The organism is Novosphingobium sp. NBM11, assembly GCF_015390225.1.
GTDB lineage: Bacteria > Pseudomonadota > Alphaproteobacteria > Sphingomonadales > Sphingomonadaceae > Novosphingobium.
On the sequence record NZ_VUOG01000003.1, the window covers coordinates 537,718 to 560,064 of the forward strand.

A 22,347-nucleotide genomic window follows, 5' to 3' on the forward strand; every position below is an offset into this window, starting at 1 on the left:
TTTCGATATGACCAAGGATCTTCTGGCCGCGCTGCGCCCCGCGCTGGTGCTCACGGTATTGTTCTCCCTGTTGCTGGGGCTTGCCTATCCCTTGGTGCTGACGGGAGTGGCGCAAGTGCTGTTCCCCCGCCAGGCCAATGGCAGCCTGATCGATCGCGATGGCCGTCCGGTGGGCTCCAGCCTGATCGGGCAGGGCTTCGCCAGCGACGGCTATTTCCATCCGCGCCCGTCGGCCGCCGGCAGGGGCTATGACGCCACCGCCTCCGCCGGTTCCAACCTCGGCCCGACCAGCCAGGCGCTGGCCGACCGGGTGAAAGCCGATACCCGCGCTCTCGCGACCTCACCGGGCGTCATCGTTCCGCCTGACCTGGTGACAACTTCCGCCTCGGGGCTCGATCCCCATATCAGCCCCGAGGCGGCCTATTTCCAGGTGGGCCGCATCGCGCGGGCGCGGGGGATAAGCGAACCGGCCGTGCGCGCGCTGGTCGCCCGCCATGTGGAAGGGCGGACGCTGGGCTTTCTGGGCGAGCCGCGCGTCAACGCGCTGGAACTCAATCTGGCTCTCGACAGCGCGGCTCCTGCGGGCGCACACGGGAGGCCATGAACGACGCCAGGCCCGATCCCGATGCCTTGCTGCGCGCCGCCGCGCGCGAGGCCAAGGGCCGCCTCAAGGTATTCCTTGGGGCGGCGCCGGGCGTGGGCAAGACCTACGAGATGCTCAGCGATGGCGCGGCGCGGCGTGACGCGGGCGTCGATGTCGTGGTCGGCGTGGTCGAAACCCACGGCCGGCGCGAAACCGAGGCCAAGGTCGACGGCTTCGAGATCATGCCGCGCAAACCCATCGCCTATCAGGGACACACCCTGGCGGAGATGGACATCGACGCCATTCTCGCGCGCCGGCCGCAACTGGTGCTGGTCGACGAGCTGGCCCATACCAACGCGCCGGGCAGCCGCCACGACAAGCGCTACCAGGATGTAGAGCAACTGCTGGCGGCGGGGATCGACGTCTATTCGACGCTCAATATCCAGCATCTCGAAAGCCTGAACGATCTGGTCGCCTCGTTCACCAAGGTCCGCGTGCGCGAAACGCTGCCGGACCGGGTGATCGAGAACGCGGAAATCGAGATCGTCGATATTCCCCCCGACGAGCTGATCGAACGGCTGCGCGAAGGCAAGGTCTATGTGCCGGACGAAGCCGCGCGCGCGCTGGGGCACTTCTTTTCCAAGTCCAACCTTTCGGCATTGCGCGAACTGGCCTTGCGCCGCGCGGCGCAAGCCGTCGACGCGCAGATGCTGGACTATGTGCGCGCCAACGCGGTGGGCGGCACGTTCGCGGTCAACGACCGGCTGGTCGTGGCCATCAGCGAACAGGCGGGCGCGATCGAACTGGTGCGCGCGGCCAAGCGGCTGGCCGACGCGCTGCGCGCGCCGTGGACGGCGGTCCATGTCGAAACCCCGCGCGATGCCGGATTCACCTCGGCCGAAAGTGCGCGGCTGGCCGAAGCCATGCGCCTTGCCTCGCAACTCGGCGCGCAGATCGAGACCATCCCCGCCGAAAGCGCGCTGGCCGGCTTGCGGCAGTTCGCGGCGGAAGCGCGCGCGACCCAGCTGATCGTCGGAAAATCGCGGCGGTCGCGCTGGTTCGAACTGCGCCACGGATCGATCGTGGACCGGCTGGTGCGCGATGCCCCCGGACTTGCCGTGCATGTCCTGCCGCTGTCCGAAGCGGGAGCGGCCCGCAAAATGCGTCTTCCCGATCTGGGCGAGGGCTGGGGTTCGTGGCAGGGCTATGCCGTGTCGCTGGGCCTTGGTGCGGCGATCACCGTGCTGGGGCGGATGATCTTCGCGCAGGGCAGCATTACCAATATCGGCCTGCTGTTCCTGCTGCCCGTGATGCTGGCGGCGACACGCTATGGCCTGCGCACCGGCATCGTCACCAGCCTCGCGTGCTCGCTGGCGTACAACTTCTTCTTCATCCCGCCGCTCAACACTTTCACCATTCAGGACCCGCAGAACATCATCACCGTGCTGGTGCTGCTGGGCGTGGCCATCGTCGGCAGCCAGCTCGCTTCGCGCGTGCGGGCGCAGGCATTGCTGGCGCAGGCGAGCACGGCGCAGAACCGGTCGCTCGCGGGCTTTGCCCGGCGGCTGACCGGCATCGCTTCCACCGATGAACTGGCGCAGGTGCTGTGCGACGAGATCGGGCAGCGCCTGGCCGGTAACACGGTGCTGCTGATGCCCGATGCGGCGGGCCTTGCGGTGCGGGCTGCCGCGCCGCCGGGGGGCAGGCTGGCGATGCTCGACGATGCCGCCGCCCGCTGGGCCTTCGACAACAACAAGCCCGCGGGGCAGGGATCGGATACGCTCACCGCGTCGGAATGGCTGTTCTATCCGATCGGCACCACCAGCCGGGTGCTGGCGGTGTTCGGCCTGTCGCGCCCCGATGCGGGCGCGCCGGTGCGGGCGGATCAGCTGCCGTTCCTGCTGAGCCTGCTGGACCAGGCCGGGCTGGCGCTGGAGCGGATCGCACTGGCCGAGGAAATGGCGGACCTCGCCCACGTCCGCGAACGCGACCGGCTGCGCCATGCCTTGCTGTCGTCCGTCAGCCACGATCTGCGCACCCCGCTGACCACGATCCTCGGCTCGCTGGCGCAGATCCGCGCGATGTCGCCTGAGCAGGAGGACCAGCTCGCCGAGACGCGCGCCGAGGCGGAACGGCTCCACCGCTTCGTCGCCAACCTGCTGGACATGGTGCGGATCGAGGCAGGGGCGCTGCACCGCAAGATCGAGCCCGTCGATCTGGCCGAGGCGGTCGCCAGCGCGTTGCACGATCTGGGCACGGCGCTGCACGGGCGTCTGGTGAACGTAGAGATCGCCGCCGATCTTCCGTTCGTGCTGGTCGATCCGCAACTGTTCCACCATTGCCTGATCAACCTGATCGAGAACGCGGCCAAATATGGCGATCCCGGAACGGGCATAACCGTGCGCGCCCACCGCGACCCGCAAGGGCTGACGCTGTTCGTCGAGGATGAAGGGCCGGGCATTCCCGCAGGCCAGGCGCAGCGGATTTTCGAGACGTTTGCGCGGATCGAGGGATCGGACCGCAAGGGCGGCACCGGGCTGGGGCTTGCGATCGTCAAGGGTTTTGCCGAAGCGATGGGGCTGGGCGTTTCCGCGTCCGATCGCGCGGACGGGCGCGGCGCGTCGTTCGCGATCCGCTTCCCGCCCGGCCAGTTGAAGGAATTGCCCCCAGAATGAGCAGTGCGGAATGAACAGTGCGGTGACGATACTCGTGGTCGATGACGAGCCGGCCATCCGGCGGCTGCTCCATGCCAGCCTGGCCCGCGCCGCCTATCGCGTGGTGGAGGCCGGGTCCGCGCGCGAGACGCTGGCGGCGCTGCAGATCGATAAGCCCGAAGTGGTTCTGCTCGACCTTGGCCTGCGCGATCGGGATGGACTGGAGCTCATCCCGCTCATCAAGGTCGCCGGAGCGGCGGTGATCGTCGTTTCCGCGCGCGATGCGACGGACGAGAAAGTGGCGGCGCTGGACCTTGGCGCGGACGATTTCGTGGCAAAGCCGTTCGACAGCGAGGAAGTGCTCGCCCGCATCCGGGCGGCGCTGCGGCACCGGCTGGCGAGTGCCACCGGCGCGCCAGTGCTGCGCCACGGCGACGTGGAGATCGATCTGGCGGCGCGCCGGGTGAGCCGGGGCGGTGAGGATGTGCGCCTGACGCCCAAGGAATACGGCTTCGTGGCGGAGCTGGCGAAATCGCCTGGGCGCGTGGTGACGCACACCCAGCTGTTGCGCACGGTGTGGGGCGCTGGCCACGAAAACGATGTGGAATACTTGCGCGTGGCGGCGCGCGCGATCCGCCGCAAGCTGGAGCAAGACCCGTCGCGGCCGACCTTGCTGCGCAACGAACCCGGCGTTGGCTATCGGCTGCAGGTGGAGGCGTAACCCGCCTGCCACCTTGCCCTTGCCGTCGGTTGAAGCGCGATGGAGCCTGCATTGCGTCGCTTTAACTGATCGGTTAAGCCGGTCCGGCGGAACGCATGAACGATCATGCGGCTGGTTCTGATCGAGGATGTCTCACAGTGTTCGACACGCTGACGCTGGCCGCGCTGCCGCCCGAGGATGAGGCTTTGCGCCCGCAAATCCGGGCCTTCATCGCCAGTCACGTCGCGGGACTGCCGGCGGATCGGCGGGCGCGATCGTGGCAGGGCTTCGATGCCGCGTTCAGCCGTGCGCTGGGGCAGGCGGGGTTCCTGGGGCTGACGCTGCCCAGGGCTTATGGCGGGCAGGAGCGCGGGCCATTTGCCCGGTTCGTGGTGGTGGAGGAATTGCTGAGCGCCGGCGCGCCGGTGGCCGCGCACTGGATCGCCGACCGGCAAAGCGCGCCGCTGATCCTGGGCTATGGTACCGAAGAGCAGCGCCAGTCCTATATCCCGCGCATCTGCCGGGGGGAGGCGCTGTTCTGCATCGGCATGAGCGAGCCGGGCTCCGGCTCGGACCTTGCCAGCGTGCGAACCCGCGCCGAGCGCACGGACGCGGGCTGGCGCGTCAACGGCCAGAAGATCTGGACCACGAATGCGATGCATTCGGATTACATGATCGCGCTGCTGCGCACGTCGGGCACGTCGGAAGACCGGCACGCAGGGCTTTCGCAGCTGATCATCGACCTCAAGGCGCCGGGCGTTGCGGTGCGGCCGATCGTCGATCTCACGGGCGATGCGCATTTCGCCGAAGTGTTCTTCGACAATGTTGAGCTTCCCGCCGATGCGCTGATTGGCCGCGAAGGCGAAGGCTGGAAGCAGGTCACGGCCGAACTCGCGTTCGAGCGTTCCGGGCCGGAACGCATCTATTCCTCGGTGGTGCTGCTCGATGCCTGGATACGGCACCTGCAGGCGGTTGGCCGCCGTGACGCGGATGCGCTGACCGGCCGTTTCATGGCGGAAATCGCCACGCTGCGCGCCATGTCGATCGCCTGCACCGCGCGCCTTGCGCTGGGGGAGAGCCCGGTGGTTGAGGCGAGCATCGTCAAGGATCGGGGTACGACGTTCGAACAGGACCTCCCCGTGGCGATCGGTGACGACCTGGCCGCGCATCCCGACGAGCCGGTGAGCGACGAGCTCTACCGCACGCTGCTCTATGTCACGCACATCGCGCCCAGCTTTTCGCTGCGCGGCGGCACGCGCGAGATCCTGCGCGGGATCATCGCGCGCGGCATGGGTCTGCGGTAGGGGACGGGAGAGAGCCGATGGATGCAAGCGAACTGCTCGAACCCTTCGACCGGATGCTGGTGGCGATTGCCATGCCGGCCGCGGTGCGCGCCGTGGAAAGCGGCGGCGATGCCTCGGCGATGTGGAGCGAACTGGCGCAATCGGGCTTTCTCGATGCGCTGGTGCCCGAGGATGCGGGGGGAGCCGGCCTGTCGCTGGCAACTATCGCGCCGCTGATCGAGGCCGTGGGCGCTCATGCCGTGCCGTTGCCGGTGGCCGAAACCATGGTGGCGCGCGCCTTGATGGCCGGGGCTGGCGTCGCCTCGCCCGATGGCCCGATCGCGCTCGCCACGGCGGGCGTGCCGGAGCAGATCGTGTCGTGCGGTCTCGTGGCCAAGCATGTCCTGGTCGATACGGGTGACCGCCTCGTGCTTGCCCCGGTCGATGCGCTGGCGGTGACGCCGACGGGCGTGCATCACGCGCTGTGCGCGCGGATCGGTTGGCGTGACACACCAGCGGGGCAGGAGATCGCCCGCCCTGAGGCGGGGCTGCGGGCACTGGCGGCGGTCGTTCGGGCCACCCTGATCGCCGGCGTGGCGCACCGCCTGCTGGATATGACGACGCGCCATGCCAATGAACGGGTGCAGTTCGGCAAGCCCATCGGCCGCCAGCAGGCCCTGCAACAGAATCTCGCGGTCATGGCGGAAGATGCCGTCGCTGCCCGCATCGCCGCGCAACTGGGCTGCGCGCGGGGGCTCGATGTTTCGCTCGCGGCCGCTGCGGTGGCCAAATCGACCGCCTCGTCGGTGGCAGCGCGGTTGGCCGGCACTGCCCATGCCGTCCACGGCGCGATCGGCATCAGCGAGGAATTCGACCTTCCGTTGCTGACCCGGCGGCTCCACGAATGGCGCCTGGCGGACGGCTCAGAAGGATACTGGAACGGCGTGCTGGGCCATGCCCGGCTCGCCGATCCGGCGGGTTCGGTGGACTGGGTACGCGCGGAAGTCTTCGCCGGATAGCGGCGGCGAGTGAACCTTCTTATCCGGGGATGTCCTCCGCCAGCGCGGCCGCTTCCGCCGCGCAATCGCGATCCGGTGCCTTGTGCGGCTGGCTGGCCAGTTCGGCGCGGGCGGCCGCCAGGTCGGCCTGGAAACCCGGCTCGGCCTGCAACCGGGCGAAGACGGCGGATGCGACCACGCGTCCTTCCTCGATATCGCTTTCCCAATGGACGTTGCAAATCCGGCGGCTCTCGCCGAACGTACGGCCGCGCGCGACCAGTTGCGTCGCGCGGTCGGGGATCAGCTCCGCCAGCAGCAGCCCCCAGCCATAGCCGATGGCGCTGTGGCCGGAGGGATAGGAACCGTTGGTGCGCAGGCCGGCTTCCTGCGAAGGGGTGCAGGTTGGCTTGCCGTTCTCCATGAAGGGGCGGGGGCGCTTGTACTTGTCCTTGGCGCCGCTCGTCGCCATGCCGAAATCGATCATGGCGCGGCGCATCAGCCGGTTGAGCGCGGGCGTGTCCGTCGGTGTGATGGCAAGGCCGGCGGTGCAGGAAAAGGTGCCGGTGGCCTTGGGCGACCAGAGATCGGCATCGCTCGCCGCGAGCGCGAAGCGCGCCTTGCCCTGCAAGGCCATCGCGCGGTCGGCGGCGGCATGGTCCCGCGCTTCCGTGGCGGAACCGGCCGCGGGTGCGGGGGGCACCAGCGCCACACTGTCAATACCCGTGCCGGGAGCCAGATAGGCGCCCGCCGCCGTTGCGGTCATCGGCAAGGCAGACGGCGATGCGCTGGACGATCCGGGCGAGGTCTGCCCGGCCAGTGCGGCGCCCGCGCCGGCGCCGGTCAACAGCAGGGCGACAAGTGTGATCGTACCGCGATTGGTCATTGCTTCTGCCTCGTTCGTTCAAGCGTCCGGCTGGCTGCCTGGGGTGGGTGATGCCAGTCCTTTTTCGCTTCGCCAACCCTGCGGTTCACGCGCGGGGCGAGAATGCGAAACACCCGCGCAAATGGCGTATTGCCCGCCACCGCCCGCCGCCCTAGCCACCGCATCGTTGCGGTTCTTGCGAGGGCCGACAGCTTGTGTGGCGCGTTCGGTCCGGAAGGGTAACAGGATGATGTGGAAGGCCGGTGCAGGTCTGGCGTTGACGATGCTTGCCATGCCGGCGGCTGCCGCATGGGCTGAAGGGACGGCGCCGTCATCCGCGACCGTTGCCGCGCCGGCACCGCCCTTTGTATCGGCCGGCTTCAACGTTCCGACTCACGTGGAAGGACCGGGTTTCAAGGTCGTGCCGCTCGCCCCCTCCTTGGCGAAGATCGACTACGACGCCTACATGGCCTCCATCGAGCACTTGCAGAAGACGTTTTCGCGCAGCACCAGCTGGCCCCGCGAGGGGATCTCCGCCGCCGACGCCGTGCAGGACATGGAAACCGAGCAGGCCCGGTTTCAGGGCCGCAAGTCCTTCGCCTATTCCGTGCTGACGCCCGATGGCACGCGCGAACGCGGCTGTGTCTATGTCTATCCCAGCACCGTTCCCGGCTACGACGCCGTGGTCAGGCTGTGGGTGACCAAGGCCGAATACGACGCGGGCTTCGACGCCGAGCTTTACCAGTGGGTGACCGCCTGGGTGAAGGCCGACTGGCCGTTCGCGAACGTCGCATATCCCGGCCGTGCGATCGAATGGAGCGCGTGGGATGCCATGGTGGCGGCGAGCAAGGCCGGGAAAGCCGGATCAGCGGCGCAAGCGCAGTAAGCCGAGCAGTGGCTGGGTCCTGACCCTAAACGCGTGGAGCATGGTGTCCCCGTCCAGATTGGCGCTAGCGGCATCAGGGTGACGGACGCCAAATGCTGCGCGGCATCGCCATCGCTATTGTATTGACGAATCAACTATTGTGCGTCTAGCTCGAGCGATGTCGAACCCGCATCCGTTCCTGCCGCGTCTTGAGCACGCCTTCACGATCTCGATCACCCTTTCGCGGCCAAGCTGGGTCGCTCCCGCCGCAAGAGGGGATTCGCGCGGGGCGATTTATGCCAAGGAGGGTGTGGTCGAAGGGCCTCGCCTCAATGGCCGCGTGGTGCCGATGTCGGGCGGGGACTTCCCGCTGACGCGCCCGAATGGGGTGATTGACTTCGACGCGCGTTACCTGCTGGAAGCGGATGACGGCGCGATCATCTACCTGGAAAACCGCGGCTTCCGCTGGGCGCGCAGTGACGAGATCGCCGACCGGATGCGCCGCAACGAGCCGGTGGGCTTCGACGATTACTACATGCGGGTGACGCCCCGGTTCGATGCGCCGGAAGGGCCGCACGCCTGGCTGTCGCAGCATGTCTTCGTGGGCGTGGCGGAAAAGATCCCCGGCGCCAACCGCATCCACTACTTCGTCGTGCTGTGACCTGCCGCGATCGCCTCCCGGGTGGTGGCGCCTTTGATTGCAACCCGTTGTTGCCTTTCAGTTCCGAGGAAAACCGATGACCCCGTCCCCCGCCGACTGCCGCCTTGAGCACGTGTTCGACATCGAAGTCCTGTTCGGTGCCGACCGGGTGATTTTCGGTCCGCTTCCGGGCGGGGGCAACCAAGGCTATACCCCGGCGATCGGCGGCACCATTTTCGGCCCGCGCCTGTCCGGTACGGTGGTGCCGCACAGCGGTGCGGACTACGCGACCGTGCGCGCCGACGGCACCATTGAGCTGAACGCGCACTATCTGCTTCAGGCCGATGACGGGACGACGATCTACATCCAGAACAAGGGCTATCTCGTCCGTCCGCTACCGGGTGAGCCGCAGCCGTCATACTTCCGGCTGACGCCCTATTTCCGCGTGCCCGAGGGGCCGCACGACTGGCTCTCGCGCACGGTCATCGTCGGCGGCGGGGAACGGCGAACCGATCCCGACCGCTCGCTGTTCCGCTACTACGCGCTGGTCTGAGCGCGCGCCGTGCCACTGTTTGCGTCCCCTCTTGCTTGACCACCGTCCGTAGCGCTCTTGCCTTGCCGGGTGACCGGCGTGCAGCATAAGCGGGAGATACAGGCGATGGATCAACAACAAGAGGTGCCATGACTGAACCGCCGCGTGGTGCCGCCGAGCGCGTCGCCTACCTGATCCGTTTGGTCGCCGCCGGCCCGCACCGGTTTAGTCTGGGCGAACTCGCCGCGCGCGCGGAACTGCCGCCAAGCACGGTCCATCGCCTGCTCAAGGTGCTGCTCGATTGCGGTTTCGTGGAGCGGGGAAGCGGGCAGAGCTATCGCCCCGGGCGCGAGCTTTACCGCACGGCTTCCCAACTCATTGCCCGCTTCGATCTGACGCGCAGCGCGCGGCCGTTCCTGGACATGCTGGTCGCCGAATGGCAGGAGACGGCGGTGCTGTGCGCCTATAGTCCGCCGGGGCGCTGCGGGATCATCGCGGATGTGGTCTCCACGCCGCACCTGCTGCGGTTCGCGGTGGAGAAGGGGGGCGAAGTTGCCCTGCCCTGGGGTTCGCTCGGACGGGCCATTCTGGCGTTCCTGCCGACGGGGGAAGGGGAAATCCTGCTGCGCAAGGCCGGCGATGGCCCACTGACAGGGCGCCCCCGGCCAACGCGGGCGGAACTGGAAGCGGACCTCGCGCGAATCCGGAAGGAAGGAACGGCGCGCTATTTCGATCCGCGTCACGACATCGCCGGCATCGCTGCGCCGATCTTCGGGGCGGAGAAGGAAATGCTGGGCTGCATCGGCGTGACCATGCCTTCGGCACGCTACCGGCTGCATGAAGAGGATGACCTTGCCGCCGCCGTCCGCGGGGCGGCCATGCGGATCAGCGAACTGGCGGCCATCTCTTACAGCTAGTTTTCCGTATAATGGAATTGTGATTCCGAAATTCGGAACGCCCTTGACCGTTGATTTATCAACATGCTCTATACCTCCCGTAGGCCGGGACAAAGATGGCCGCAACAAGGGGAGATGGACGAATGGCGCGTGGTGCTATGTTACGGGCGGCCGGCGGTTCGGTGATGGCGCTGGCCGGCGCGATGCTCTGGGCAGGGCCGGGATTCGCACAGGAAGCTCCGGACAACACGGCCAAGGGCAAGGACCCGGCGGCCGAGGAGATCATCGTCACCGCGCAGTTCCGCGACCAGAAACTGCAGGACGTGCCCATCGCGATCACGGCGATGAGCGGTGCCATGCTGGAACAGCGCGGCCAGACCAACCTCGTCGATCTGGGCGGCAAGGCCCCGAACGTGACGCTCCGGACGGCTTCGGCGAACTTCGGTCCCGCCGTCGTCGCTTACATTCGCGGCGTTGGCCAGCGCGATACCTCGTTCGCGCTCGAACCGGGCGTGGGCATCTATGTCGACGATGTCTATCTGCCGACGATGCAGGGATCGATGCTGAGCCTCATCGATCTTGACCGCATCGAAATCCTGCGTGGTCCGCAGGGAACGCTCGCCGGCCAGAATTCGATCGGCGGCGCGATCAAGCTCTATTCCAAGAAGCCCGACGGTTCGAACGACGGCTACCTGTCGGCGACCTATGGCAGCTACAACCGCATGGAGCTGCGCGGCGCGGCGAATTTCACGGTGGTGCCGGACAAGCTCTTCGCCCGCCTTTCGGGCGTTGCCGTCAAGAAGGACGGTTACGTCACCCGCTATGACTATGCCTGCACCCATCCCGGCAGCACGCTGCCGAGCATGGTGGCCGCCGACAAGTGCAAGCTGGGCACCGAGGGCGGCAAGGAATACGTCGCCGGCCGGCTCGCGCTGCGCTGGCAGGCTTCCAGCCGGGTGACGGTGGACCTTGCGGCGGACGTGACGCGCGACAACAGCGAGGTCGGCCCCGCAACGCTGCTCTACGTCGGTCGCCAGGCGGTCCCCGGCGCAACGCTGACCGGCGTGGCGACGCCGCCATCCTCGGCCTATGTGCTCAATGGCAACGTCTTCGGCACGGCATCGGGTTCGCCCTACATCTCGTATTCGCCCTACGGGAACTACGCGCAGGATACGTTCACCAAGAGCCCCTTTGTCAGCTACGAAAACTATACCGAGGTCACCCCGCGCGATGGTTCGGGCACGTGGTCCGCGCCGCTCAAGGGCTTGATCAACAGCTGGGGCGTTTCGGGCACGATCACGGCGGAACTGACCGACAACCTCAACCTCACCTCGATCACCGCCTATCGCAAGTTCGACGGCAACTATTCGTCCGGCGACAGTTCGCCATTCAACACCGGGCTGCAAGCAAACCGCGTCTATAACCACCAGTTCAGCCAGGAACTGCGCCTGTCCGCCAAGATTGGCGACATGGTCAACCTCACCGTCGGCGGGTTCTATCTGGACAGAACCAGCCGCAACCGGTCGCGCGTCACACTGCCGACGCTGAACTTCATCGAGGACAACACGATTCCGGCCAAGACCAAGGCCGTGTTCGCCAACGCCGAAGTTTCGCCGCTGGCGCGGCTGACCATCCTGGGCGGCATCCGCTACACCGACCAGAGCAAAACCTTCATCTATGGGCGTGAGGGCATTCCCGGCTCGTCCACCGGTGGCGCCGTTCCGGCTTCGCTGGCGCCGCTCAACGGGCTGTCGCGCGAGTTCTCGGGGAGCCGGGTCGATTACCGGCTTGGCGCGCAGTACCACCTGACCGACGCGATCATGGGCTATGCCCAGTTCTCGACCGGCTTCAAGGGTGGCGGTATCAATCCCCGGCCTTTCTTCCCGGCCCAGGCCCTGCCGCACAATCCGGAAACGCTCAAGGCCTATGAAATCGGCCTCAAGAGCGAATTCCTCGACCATCGCGTGCGCCTCAACGCATCGGCGTTCATCAACAAGTACAACGACATCCTGGTGACGGTCTCGAACTGCCCGGTGGCGGTGGGCGTGCCAGCCGCGCCGTGCGCGCTGCCGCTCAACGCCGGCAAGGCGACGATCAAGGGCTTCGAGGCCGAGCTGGCGCTGCGTCCGGTGCAGGGCCTCTCGATCGACGCGTCGCTCGCCTACCTCCACTTCAAGTACGATTCGATCAGCGCGATCGCGGCGAGCGCCGGCATCGGTCTGGAGGACAAGGGCGTCTACATCTCGCCCTGGCAGTGGAGCCTTGGCGCGCAATACGAGTTCGATCTGGGCAAGGCCGGCACGATCATTCCCCGCATCGACGTCAACCATGAGGACGCGTTCGAACGCAATGCCAACAACGTCGATGCGGCGACCGGCGGCAAGGACATTTTCGGCGTGATCCCCAGCCGCACGCTGGTCAACGCCCGCGTGGCCTACGCGACGGCGGAGAAGGATTGGGAACTGGCGGTGGAAGTCCGCAATCTTACCAACAAGCTCTATTATTCCGACATTTTCGACAATCGCGGATCGACCAACTCGATCCAGGGCGTTCCCGGTGAACCGCGCACCTGGGCCGTCACGCTCAAGCGCCGTTTCTAGGAACGGCTGATGCGGCGAAGGACGGCCTGTGGGTCGTCCTTCGCCGGACATCCGGCCCGGTCGGAGACCGGCGACCCGCACTATCGCAGGAAAGGAATGACCGTGTCGTCTCGACCCGTTGCCAACCCCGCCGTTCCGGCCACCGAAACTCCCGCCGGAACCCCCATCGTCGCCGGCCTGCCGATGCCCGAATTTCGCAGGATCGGCGTCGAACCGATCTCGGGCGCCTGCGGCTGCGAGATCACCGGGGTGGACCTGCGCCAGCCGCTTGACGCGGAAACGCTGGCCGAGGTGATGAAGGCGTTCGAGCAGTTCCTGGTGATCGTCTTCCGCGATCAGGATCTGACGCCGGAACAGCACAAGGCCTTCTCGCGCTATTTCGGCGAATTGACCGAACTGCCGCAGGCGCCGACCTATGCCGGCCATCGCGACATGCAGGAAGTGCGCCGCGAAGCGCACGAGCCCGAAAACGTGGTGCCCTCGTTCGAGCATTTCCACACCGACAGCCCGTTTCTGCCCACGCCACCCAAATGCATCGTCATGCGCGCGCTGGAAGTGCCGCAGTGGGGCGGGGATACGGCCTTTTCCAACGCCTACCTCGTCTATGAGCACTTGTCCGACGGGATGAAGACGCTGCTCGATAGCCTGCAGGTCGTCTATTCGGGCAAGGACATCTGGGCTAAGAACGAGAAGCTCGCGCCCGACAAGCGGCTGCGCCTGCGCGAAAGCCACGATTTCACCGAGGACCAGCTCGAAAGCATCCACCCGGCGGTGCGCGTCCATCCCGAAACCGGGCGCAAGGCGCTGTTTGCCACGAGTGCCTATTTCAAGCGCTTCGTCGGCTGGAGCGAGGACGAAAGCCGGGCCTTGCTGGCCTATCTCCAGAGCCTGGCGCAGCATCTGCACTACCATTGCCGCATCAAGTGGCAGAAGGACACGCTGATCGTGTGGGACAACCGCTTCACGCTCCATCGCGGGGTCCACGATTTCAAGTACGAGCGGCGTCATCTGATCCGTACCACCGTGGTGGGCGAACGCCCGCTCGGTCCGGCCGCGCGCCAGACCGGCAACTGAACCGCGGCGGACACGGAGAAACGGCATGAAGGTGAGCGCCGCGATCGCGGAAATCCTCAGGCGCGAGGGCGTTGACGTCATTTTCGGCTATCCGCGCAACGCGGTGCTGGAAACGGCGGCGGCGATCGGCATCCGCCCGGTCATCGTCCGGCAGGAGCGGACCGGCGTACACATGGCCGATGCGCTGTCACGGCTGACGCGCGGCCGCCGCATGGGCGTGTTCGCGATGCAGCACGGGCCGGGCACCGAGAACGCCTATGGCGGCGTGGCGCAGGCCTATTCGGAAAGCGTGCCGGTGCTGGTGCTGCCGCAGGGCTATGCCCGGCGCATCGCCCACGTGCCGGACAACTTCAACGCCTCGATCTCGATGCGCGACGTGACCAAGACGGCGGAGCCGATCCTGCGTGCAGAGGACACGCCGGCGGTGCTGCGCCGCGCCTTCTCGGCCTTGCGCAACGGCCGGTTGCGCCCTGCGCTCGTCGAAATGCCATGGGACGTCCTGGCCGAGGAGATTCCGGGGGAACTGGACTACCGCCCGGTGATCAGCACCCGTTTCGGCCCCGATCCCGCAGCGGTCGAGGCGGTGGCGGACCGGCTCGTCGCCGCGCGGCGGCTGGTGATCCACGCGGGGCAGGGTGTCCATTGGGCCGAGGCCTATGCCGAACTGCGCGAACTGGCGGAGCTGCTCGGCGCGCCCGTGTCCACCAGTCTGGAAGGCAAGAGCGCGTTCGACGAAACGCATCCGCTGGCGCTGGGATCGGGCGGCGCGGCCATCCCCGGCCAGCTTCGCCATTTCCTCGACCGGGCCGACCTGATCCTCGGCATCGGGTGCAGCCTGTCGGAGACCGCGTTCGGCGTGGCCATGCCCGATCATGTGCCGATCATCCATGCCACGCTCGATCCTGCCGACATCAACAAGAGTGTGCGCTGCGAAGCGGCGCTGGTGGGCGACGCGCAGCTGACGCTGGCCATGCTGATAGCCGCCTGCCGCGCCCGGCTGGACGCCCCGCGCAATCCCTCGGCCACCATTGCCGAAATCCGCGAGGTGGAAACCCGCTGGCTGGCGGAATGGCTGCCCCTGCTCGAAAGCGACGACACGCCGCTCAGCCCCTATCGCGTGCTGTGGGAACTGCAGCGCACGGTGGACGTGGCCAATACGATCATCACCCACGATGCCGGCTCGCCGCGCGACCAACTGACGCCGTTCTGGAAGTCTGTGACGCCGCTGTCCTACCTCGGCTGGGGCAAGTCGACGCAGCTCGGTTATGGCCTTGGCCTGGCGATGGGCGCCAAGCTTGCCTGTCCCGACAAGCTGTGCATCAACGTCTGGGGCGATGCCGCCATCGGCTTTACCGGCATGGATTTCGAAACGGCGGCGCGCGAACGGCTGCCGATCCTTTCGATCCTGCTCAACAACAGCGCCATGGCGATCGAACTGCCGGTCATGCCGATCGCCACCGAGCGCTATCGCAGCACCGACATCTCGGGCGATTATGCCGCCTTCGCCCGCGCGCTGGGCGGCTATGGCGAGCGGGTGACCACGCCTGACCAGATCGCCCCGGCGATCCGGCGCGGTATTGCCGCGATCGAGGCCGGTCAGCCCGCGCTGATCGAGTTCATCACGCATACCGAAACGAGAGCTTCGCGCCTGTGACCGCAGTGGTGCCGCGTCGCGGCCTGTCGGCCGCGGAACGCCATGCGTTTGCCGCCGGTGAGGAAGCGGCGCTGGCGGCTCTGCGGGGCGATCTGCGCGCGGCGTTTACGCAGGGCGCGCGGGCGATTGTGGTCGAAACCGGCGATCCCTCGGTTGTGGGGGAAGATGGCTTCGCCGAGCGCCTGCTGATGATGGGCCGCTGGCTGGGCACGCCATCGATCCAGTCGCCGCAAGGAGAACGCGTTGCGCGGGTGGAGCGGCGGCCGGGCGATGCGCAGGCGCGCGGCACGCATTCCGATCTCGAACTGGCGCCGCATACCGATCTGCACGATATTCTGGCGCTGGGCACGGTGCGCGAGGCGGCGCGGGGCGGAGATTCGTTTCTGGTACGCGCGGCGGACCTGCACGACGCGGTTCGGCAGCGAATACCGCATCATCTGCCGGCGCTGCGCAAGGGGTATTTTTTCGGCACCAATCCGGTGCTCCGCTCACGCGCGCCGGTCAGCGCCAGCGAGGTTCCGGTTTTCGCGGGCGATGGCGACGGGGTGCAGTGCTGCTTCAACCCCTATTTCCTGCAGGCCGCCGCGCAGGCGCGCGGGGAAGCGCTTCCGCCTGCGTTTGCCGATGCCGTCACCGATCTGCGCGCGCTGGCACTGGAACTTGCCGCCACCGCGCAATTCCGGCTCTCGCCCGGCGACGTGGTGCTGTGGCACAACTGGTCGTGGCTGCACGGACGCACCGCGTTCGAGGACGATCCGGAGCAGCGCAGGCTGTTGCTGCGCCTGTGGCTGCGGTCGGACCTGTGCCCCCCGGCCGACATCCGCTTTGCCGAGCGGTCGGTGGCTATCGACGACGATCACGAACGCACCCGGCGCGAAGGGATAAGGGTAGAATGAGCGCGATCGAGGAACCCGGCAAGGAACCCGGCCAGGAAACCGGCGAAGAGAACGCGACGTGGCCGTGGTCGGCCACCTGGCCGCTGTTCATCCTGACGCTCATTTCCGTGTTCAACTACCTCGACCGGGCGTTGCTGGGGCTGGTGCTGCCGATGATCAAGCGCGAGTTCGGCGTGTCCGACACCGCGCTGGGCCTCGCCACCGGCCTCGCGTTCATTTTCCTCTATTCGCTGCTGGGCCTGCCGATCGCCTGGCTGGCGGACCGGTTCAACCGCCGCAATATCATCGCCATCGGGCTGGGCTTCTGGAGCCTGATGACGGTGCTGACCGGCTTCGTCACCAGCATCTGGCAACTGGCCATCGCGCGCTTCCTGATGGGCGCGGGCGAAGCCTGCGGGCTGCCGCCGTCGAATTCGATCATCGCCGACCTGTTCCACCCGCGCCGGCGGCCGCTGGCGCTGGCGATCTTCGGTACGGCCAACTCGATCGCCTTCATCGTGTTCTTTCCGATCGCCGGCTGGATCGCGCAGAACCACGGCTGGCGCGCGATGTTCGTGGCGATGGGCGTGCCCGGCATGATCGTGGCGCTACTGCTTCTGCTGACCGTGCGCGAGCCCGCGCGCAAGGCGCCGCCGCGCGAACGCGAGCGATTGTCCGCCACGAAGATATTCGCCGACATCCGGACGCTGTTTGCCGACAAGTGCTACACCTGGATTTTCGCGGGTGTTACCCTGATGGGAGCGAACGTGTGGGCGGCGGGGGCGTGGACGCCGACGTTCTTTTCGCGCGTGCATCACATGGGCCTGGCCGAGATTGCCGGCACGATCGGGCCGACGCGCGGCTTCATCGGCGCGGCGGGCGTGCTGTGCGGCGGGCTGCTGATCGACCGGCTGCCCGCCAGCCGCATCCGCTGGCGGCTGGCCGTGCCCGCGCTGGCCTGCCTGCTGGCGGGGCCTGCGGAAGCGGTGTTCCTGCTCGGTTCGGACCGCGCCGTCTGGTTCACCGCCTTCGCGCTGACCAGCTTCGTCACCCTGATCCACCAGGGGCCGGTCTATGCCGCCACCGTCAACATCGTGCCCGAGCGCCAGCGCGCGCTCGCCATCGCGCTGCTGCTGTTCGGCGCCAGCTTCATCGGCAACGTCGTGGGGCCAAGCGCTGTCGGCTTCGTCACCGATCTGCTGACGCCGCGCTATGGCGACATGGCGATCCGGCATTCGATGCTGATCATCGCGGTCACCCCCGTCCTCACGGCCGCCTGCCTGATGCGCGCGGCCCGGCTCTATGGCGAGCGGGCGCACGGATAGGTCGCAGCGGTTTTCTGCCCACCGACATTGCCGGATGGCTCGCGAGGCGACATGATCGCCCGGAAGGAGGCATCCGGCCATGTCCGCGTTCCCACCCGCGACCACGCCCGCCACGTTCTATTTCGATCTGGTGTCGCCGTTCGCGTACCTGATGTGGAAGCAGTTGCGGCGGAACGCCACCCTGGCGTTGCGGCCCGAACCCGTCCTGCTGGGCGGCCTGCTCCAGCACTGGGGGCAACTGGGACCAGCCGAAGTGCCGCCCAAGCGCATCCAGATCTACCGCATGTGCCAGTGGCTTGCCGATCGGCACGGCATTCCGTTCCGCTTCCCCGATGTTCACCCGTTCCGCTCGATCGAGGCGCTGCGCCTGCTGGTCGCGCTCGATGCGCGGGTGGATGCGGTGGACGCCCTGTTCGATGCGGTGTTCCGCGATGGCCTGGACCTTGGCGATCCGGCCAATCTGGAAGCGTTCGGCCGGGCGCTGGGGCTGGACCGCGTGGCGGCGGTACTCGCCGCGCCCACGGTAAAGGACCGTCTGCGCGCCAATACCGAGGCTGCCATCGCGCGGGGCGTTTTCGGCGTGCCGACGGTGGAAGTGGGCGCGGAACTTTTCTGGGGGTTCGACACGATCGGGATGATCGACGATTATCTGGCCAATCCCGCACTGTTTCGAGGCCCCGCGATGGCCCGGCTGGAAGGGCTGGGCTATGGCGTGCCGCGCCGGACGAACGGATAGGGCCTATCAGGCTGCGCGGTTGCGCTTTTCCGCGTCCTCGTCTTTCGCTTCGACGGGAAGACTGTCGATTTCTCCCTTTGGCGAAGCAGGGCGCGTTCCCTCCCCGATGCCGTCGGGATCGATCGCCTGGGAGATGAGGAAGCCCTGGATCTCGGTGCATCCCTTGTCGCGCAGCGCCTGTAGCTGCGCGTCGGTCTCGACGCCTTCCGCCGTGGTGTCCATGCCAAGGCTGCCCGCGAGCCCGGTGATGGCCTGGATAATGGCGCGCGATTCGGCGTTGTGATCGAGCGATTCCACGAAGCACCGGTCGATCTTGATCTTGTCGAAGGGAAAGCTGCGCAGATAGTTGAGCGAGGAATAGCCCGTTCCGAAATCGTCGAGCGCGATGCGCACGCCGATCTCGCGCAGCTTGTACAGGGTCGATACGTTGGCTTCGCTGTCCTGCATCAGCACGGTTTCGGTGATTTCAAGCTCCAGCCGGCCGGCGTCGATCCCCGCGCTGGCCAGCGCGTTGACCACGGTGGGGATCAGGTTCGCGCTGCGCATCTGCGCGGGCGAAAGATTGACCGAGATGCGCAGGTCGGCCGGCCATAGCGCGAGTTGCGCCGTCGCCTGGCGGATCACCCATTCGCCCACCTGCACGATCAGCCCGGTTTCCTCGGCCAGCGGGATGAAGGCGTTGGGCATGATCAGCCCGCGCGTGGGATGCTGCCAGCGGATCAGGGCCTCGTAACCCACCACGTCGCCCGACGAGATGTTGACGAGCGGCTGGTAGTGGAGCGTGAACTCGTTGCGCACCAGCGCCGCGCGCAGGTCCATTTCCAGATCGCGCCGTTCGCGCGCCGCTTCGTCCATGCCGACCTGGAAATGGGCGAAGCGGTTCCGCCCGTTGGTCTTCGCGCTGTACAGCGCCAGGTCGGCGCGCTTCATGACTTCGGTGGGATCGCTGTCCGCCACAGTGGCGAAGGCAATGCCGATGCTGGTCGACGTCATCACCTGCATCCCGTCGAGGATGAACGGCTGGTCGACCGCATCGATGATCCGGGCAGCGCAGGCTTCCACCTCGTCGGACGATTTCACCCGCTCGATCAGAACGGCGAATTCGTCGCCTCCAAGGCGGGCCACCATGGCCTTTTCCTGCACGCAGGCCTCGACGCGGCGCGCGACTTCGCAGAGCAGGCGATCGCCGATGGGATGCCCCAGCGTATCGTTCACCGATTTGAACTGGTCGAGATCGAGGCACAGGACGGCCGTCCGTTCCTCTTCGTGCAGCCGCTTGACCGCGCGGCTCAACGTCTCGTTGAAGAGGAAGCGGTTGGCGAGGTCGGTCAGGCCGCAATAGTGCGCCATGTAGCTGACCCGTGCTTCCGCGCGCATTTCCGCCGTCACGTCGGACGCGACGCCCTGCATGCGGCCGCCGGCGCGTGGCTGGGCGGAAAGCCGCCACCAGCACGTTTCGCCGCCCACGGCGATCTGCACGGTCAGGTCGCGGAACGCCTGCCGTTTCCGCAGCATTTCGGCGAGACGCTCGTACTCGTGGCCGGCTTCGAACAGCGAAAGCAGGGCATGCCCCTCAAGCGCTTCCCGGTCGCGTCCGCTTGCTTCGACGAAACGATCGGTGGGGGCCACGATCAGCCCCTCCCGGTCGATCGACCACAGCCAGTCCGCGCTTTGCGCCTCGTAATCCTTGAGCAGGAGTTGCACGGTCTCCGCGCTTTCCCGGAGCGCCTGCTCGCGCGCGACTTTTTCAGCGAAGACCTTTTCGTTGCCCTTGATCGAGCGGGAGAGGACGGCGGCGTAGCACAGGATCAGCAGCGTGCCCGTTGTCGCCAGGGGATTGCCGGACAGCAGCCATCCGGCGATCGAGCCGATCGTCAGCGGGATCATATAGGAAAAGGCGGCGCGCGGAAGCGGGCCATAGCTGATGACAGCGGCGCCCATCATGCCGCCGGTGAGCATGGCCAGCAGCGTGAACACGCCAGGCGTGGCGTCGAGGCCGCCGATCGCCATGGAAATGCCCCAGGCAATGCCGTTAAGAGTGGCAAGAAGCTCTATGAAGCGGCCGTCCCTTGACGGAGACAGGTCCTCGTAATCGTTCTTGGCCAGACGGCGCGCGTGCAGAATGCGGACGAGGCCTTGCCCAAGGACCAGCAAGGTCCAGAACGCGATGGCCGCGTGGGACACGGAAGACCACAGGACGGTCGCGACGATGATTGCGTTGATGATACCGCCGATGACCGCCGTCCGCGCCAGCTTCAGGCTGGCTTCGACCTGCGCCTTGCGTAGAGCCTGTCCGTCCGTCGTATCCACCAAGCTCATCTGCGGTCCATCACCTGCGGCAGGGCAGCGCTTCTCGCGGCGTGGCGAATCTTCACCGTGCCTGGCGCTGCTTCGGAGGCGACGGTTTATTGGTCACAATCGTTAAGTTCGGTTGAATGTGAACAGGCGGATTCCACCGATCCGGAGCATGTTCGGATGCCTGTCGCGGCTCCCGGAGTGCGGCATGGGCCAGCCGCATCGATACTTCGCCTTAACGCCCTTCCGTCTAGGAGGGTGTTCCTTTCGCGTGAAACAGGGAGCAACCGGTGCGCGTGCCTGCAAGGGTCAAACTGCTGACGATTCTGGCCCTGCCGGTGCTGGCGTTGCCCCTGCTGTCCGGTGCGGGGGCGGGAGCCGGGCAAAGCCTGCGCTATGCCGACGTTTCCATGCCGGAAACGCTCGCCGGCGCGCAGGATACACCTTCGCCGCCCTCGGCAGCCACGTTGCCACCCGACCAGGCTGACCGCGCCTATCCGTTCTATATGCCGATGGATGGCTTGCGCCGCCCCGCCGTCCGGCTGCTGGTGAAATGCGATGCCTCGCGCGCCGCCGGCCGCGAAGTCTATGCCGGACGGAGCGTCGATGATTTCGGCGGGCGCATCGAAGGGGGCTACGAACTCGTTTATGAAGCGCTAGATGGCACGGGGCAACCGTGCATCTACCCGTTCGCGCCCTTGATGCCGCAGGTTGCGGGTGATCTGCGCGGAACCCAATATATCCTGCGCTCGTCGATCCCCGGGCGCCGTGTTACGTTCCGGACGGGGAACGAGTGGGCGTCCGTCGGCCTTCACCTTTACGACATCGGCCAGCAGCGGCTGCATTTTGAAATGCGCGATGTCGAACTGGATTTCCCCGGCGCGATCCAGCCGATCGGCGCGGTCTATCTGGAAGCCTTCGACGGGCATCGGCCGGGCCTGTTCACGGCCGTTATCCGGCGCTCGAAGATCTATGGCGGCAAGAACGCGATCTTCGTCCCCAGCGGCCAGACCATGCTCTATGTCGAGGACAGCGAGATTGCCGGCAACGTCGGCACCAACAGCGATCAGGAACACGGCACCTATATCAACGGTACGCTGGTTTCGCATTTCGTCCGTTCGAGCTGGCAGGGCCAGCGCGCGTGGCAGAACCTCGCCAGCGGCCACCAGATCAAGGACAAGGCCTATCTGCGCATCTACGAGAACGTAACGGTATCGAACCGACCCGTCGGTTCCACGCCGTCGGCCATGCCGCTGGTGGATGTCAGCGCCTTTGGCTTCACGTGGTCGAACGGGCTGCGGCTGAACCGGATCGCGCCGGCGCAGACACCGCGTGAGGGCCTCGTCGATCTGCGTACCGAACTGCGATACGGCGCGCCGGAGAATTACCCCTGGAGCCTGCTGGTCGATCCCGCGTGGCGGATGCCGCCCACGAAAGCCGCTGTCGTCGGACAGGCGCTGGACAAGGTCTATCTGTCGATCTTCCTCAACACCACGGTCCAGAGCTTCCGGACGGAGCCTTATGCGATCGCGCTGCGCCCGCAAGGAACGCATCTCGCGCCCGATGGCGTGGCGATGGAAGGCAACAGCCAGACGACGCTGGCGCAGCAGCGCATGGTCTCCATGGCGTTCAACACCAGGGGAACGCTGGCGCAGGTCTATGCGCCGCAGGGCTGGACGCTGGTCGATCCGGCACTGCCGCCCCAAGCACGGTGGGTCACGGACCGCGACGCGTTCATCCGTCACGCACTGGGACTGATCGGGCGCTGACGGCGG

General features: G+C 66.9%; 18 protein-coding genes. 16 read left to right on the top strand and 2 right to left on the bottom strand.

What is annotated here, in order from left to right; translation table 11 throughout:
• Window positions 1-7: 7 nt before the first annotated feature.
• From kdpC to F1640_RS22715, 5 genes are all read left to right on the top strand, one after another.
• Entirely contained in the window at window positions 8-604 is a 597-nt protein-coding gene (gene kdpC / locus F1640_RS22695; protein ID WP_124808282.1) for a potassium-transporting ATPase subunit KdpC, read from the top strand.
• Entirely contained in the window at window positions 601-3,258 is a 2,658-nt protein-coding gene (locus tag F1640_RS22700; protein WP_194921915.1) for a sensor histidine kinase KdpD, read from the top strand. The genes kdpC and F1640_RS22700 overlap by 4 nt, the downstream gene beginning before the upstream one ends.
• 10 nt (window positions 3,259-3,268) lie before the next feature.
• A complete protein-coding gene (locus F1640_RS22705) occupies window positions 3,269-3,958 on the top strand; it encodes a response regulator (protein WP_124808280.1) in 690 nt (229 codons plus the stop codon).
• Between the two features lie 137 nt (window positions 3,959-4,095).
• Complete coding sequence (locus F1640_RS22710) at window positions 4,096-5,241, top strand: acyl-CoA dehydrogenase family protein (protein WP_190287143.1); 1,146 nt, start codon at window positions 4,096-4,098, stop codon at window positions 5,239-5,241.
• 17 nt (window positions 5,242-5,258) lie between these two features.
• Entirely contained in the window at window positions 5,259-6,239 is a 981-nt protein-coding gene (locus tag F1640_RS22715) for an acyl-CoA dehydrogenase family protein (RefSeq protein ID WP_124808278.1), read from the top strand.
• 19 nt (window positions 6,240-6,258) lie between these two features.
• On the opposite strand, the gene F1640_RS22720 is transcribed toward F1640_RS22715, so the two are convergent.
• On the bottom strand, window positions 6,259-7,101 hold the full coding sequence (locus F1640_RS22720; RefSeq protein ID WP_124808277.1) for a phosphatase PAP2 family protein: 843 nt from the start codon (window positions 7,099-7,101) through the stop codon (window positions 6,259-6,261).
• Between the two features lie 226 nt (window positions 7,102-7,327).
• On the opposite strand from F1640_RS22720, the gene F1640_RS22725 reads away from it, so the two are divergent.
• The 10 genes from F1640_RS22725 (at window position 7,328) to F1640_RS22770 (ending at window position 18,277) form a co-directional block, all read left to right on the top strand.
• A complete protein-coding gene (locus tag F1640_RS22725; protein WP_124808276.1) occupies window positions 7,328-7,966 on the top strand; it encodes a twin-arginine translocation pathway signal protein in 639 nt (212 codons plus the stop codon).
• A gap of 157 nt (window positions 7,967-8,123) precedes the next feature.
• The gene (locus tag F1640_RS22730) at window positions 8,124-8,606 is read left to right on the top strand and encodes a DUF3237 family protein (protein WP_124808275.1); all 483 of its coding nucleotides are present in this window, start codon (window positions 8,124-8,126) and stop codon (window positions 8,604-8,606) included.
• Between the two features lie 76 nt (window positions 8,607-8,682).
• Window positions 8,683-9,138, top strand: a complete 456-nt coding sequence (locus F1640_RS22735) for a DUF3237 domain-containing protein (RefSeq protein ID WP_124808274.1) — start codon at window positions 8,683-8,685, stop codon at window positions 9,136-9,138.
• A 128-nt stretch (window positions 9,139-9,266) separates the two neighbouring features.
• On the top strand, window positions 9,267-10,034 hold the full coding sequence (locus tag F1640_RS22740; protein ID WP_124808273.1) for an IclR family transcriptional regulator: 768 nt from the start codon (window positions 9,267-9,269) through the stop codon (window positions 10,032-10,034).
• Window positions 10,035-10,156: 122 nt separating this feature from the next.
• A complete protein-coding gene (locus F1640_RS22745; protein ID WP_194921917.1) occupies window positions 10,157-12,613 on the top strand; it encodes a TonB-dependent receptor in 2,457 nt (818 codons plus the stop codon).
• A 96-nt stretch (window positions 12,614-12,709) separates the two neighbouring features.
• On the top strand, window positions 12,710-13,687 hold the full coding sequence (locus F1640_RS22750; RefSeq protein ID WP_194921920.1) for a TauD/TfdA family dioxygenase: 978 nt from the start codon (window positions 12,710-12,712) through the stop codon (window positions 13,685-13,687).
• Window positions 13,688-13,712: 25 nt separating this feature from the next.
• Window positions 13,713-15,341, top strand: a complete 1,629-nt coding sequence (locus tag F1640_RS22755) for a thiamine pyrophosphate-requiring protein (RefSeq protein WP_124808270.1) — start codon at window positions 13,713-13,715, stop codon at window positions 15,339-15,341.
• Window positions 15,338-16,237: a TauD/TfdA family dioxygenase gene (locus tag F1640_RS22760; protein WP_194921926.1), complete on the top strand. Its 900-nt coding sequence runs from the start codon at window positions 15,338-15,340 to the stop codon at window positions 16,235-16,237. Before F1640_RS22755 ends, F1640_RS22760 begins: the two co-directional genes overlap by 4 nt.
• Window positions 16,234-17,541: an MFS transporter gene (locus tag F1640_RS22765; RefSeq protein WP_124808268.1), complete on the top strand. Its 1,308-nt coding sequence runs from the start codon at window positions 16,234-16,236 to the stop codon at window positions 17,539-17,541. Before F1640_RS22760 ends, F1640_RS22765 begins: the two co-directional genes overlap by 4 nt.
• A 79-nt stretch (window positions 17,542-17,620) precedes the next feature.
• Complete coding sequence (locus tag F1640_RS22770) at window positions 17,621-18,277, top strand: 2-hydroxychromene-2-carboxylate isomerase (protein ID WP_124808267.1); 657 nt, start codon at window positions 17,621-17,623, stop codon at window positions 18,275-18,277.
• A 6-nt stretch (window positions 18,278-18,283) separates the two neighbouring features.
• Here the strand turns inward: F1640_RS22770 and F1640_RS22775 are convergent, their stop codons facing one another.
• Entirely contained in the window at window positions 18,284-20,596 is a 2,313-nt protein-coding gene (locus F1640_RS22775) for a bifunctional diguanylate cyclase/phosphodiesterase (protein ID WP_124808266.1), read from the bottom strand.
• Between the two features lie 266 nt (window positions 20,597-20,862).
• Between F1640_RS22775 and F1640_RS22780 the strand changes: the two genes are divergently transcribed.
• Entirely contained in the window at window positions 20,863-22,341 is a 1,479-nt protein-coding gene (locus tag F1640_RS22780; protein WP_124808265.1) for a hypothetical protein, read from the top strand.
• Window positions 22,342-22,347: the final 6 nt, after the last annotated feature.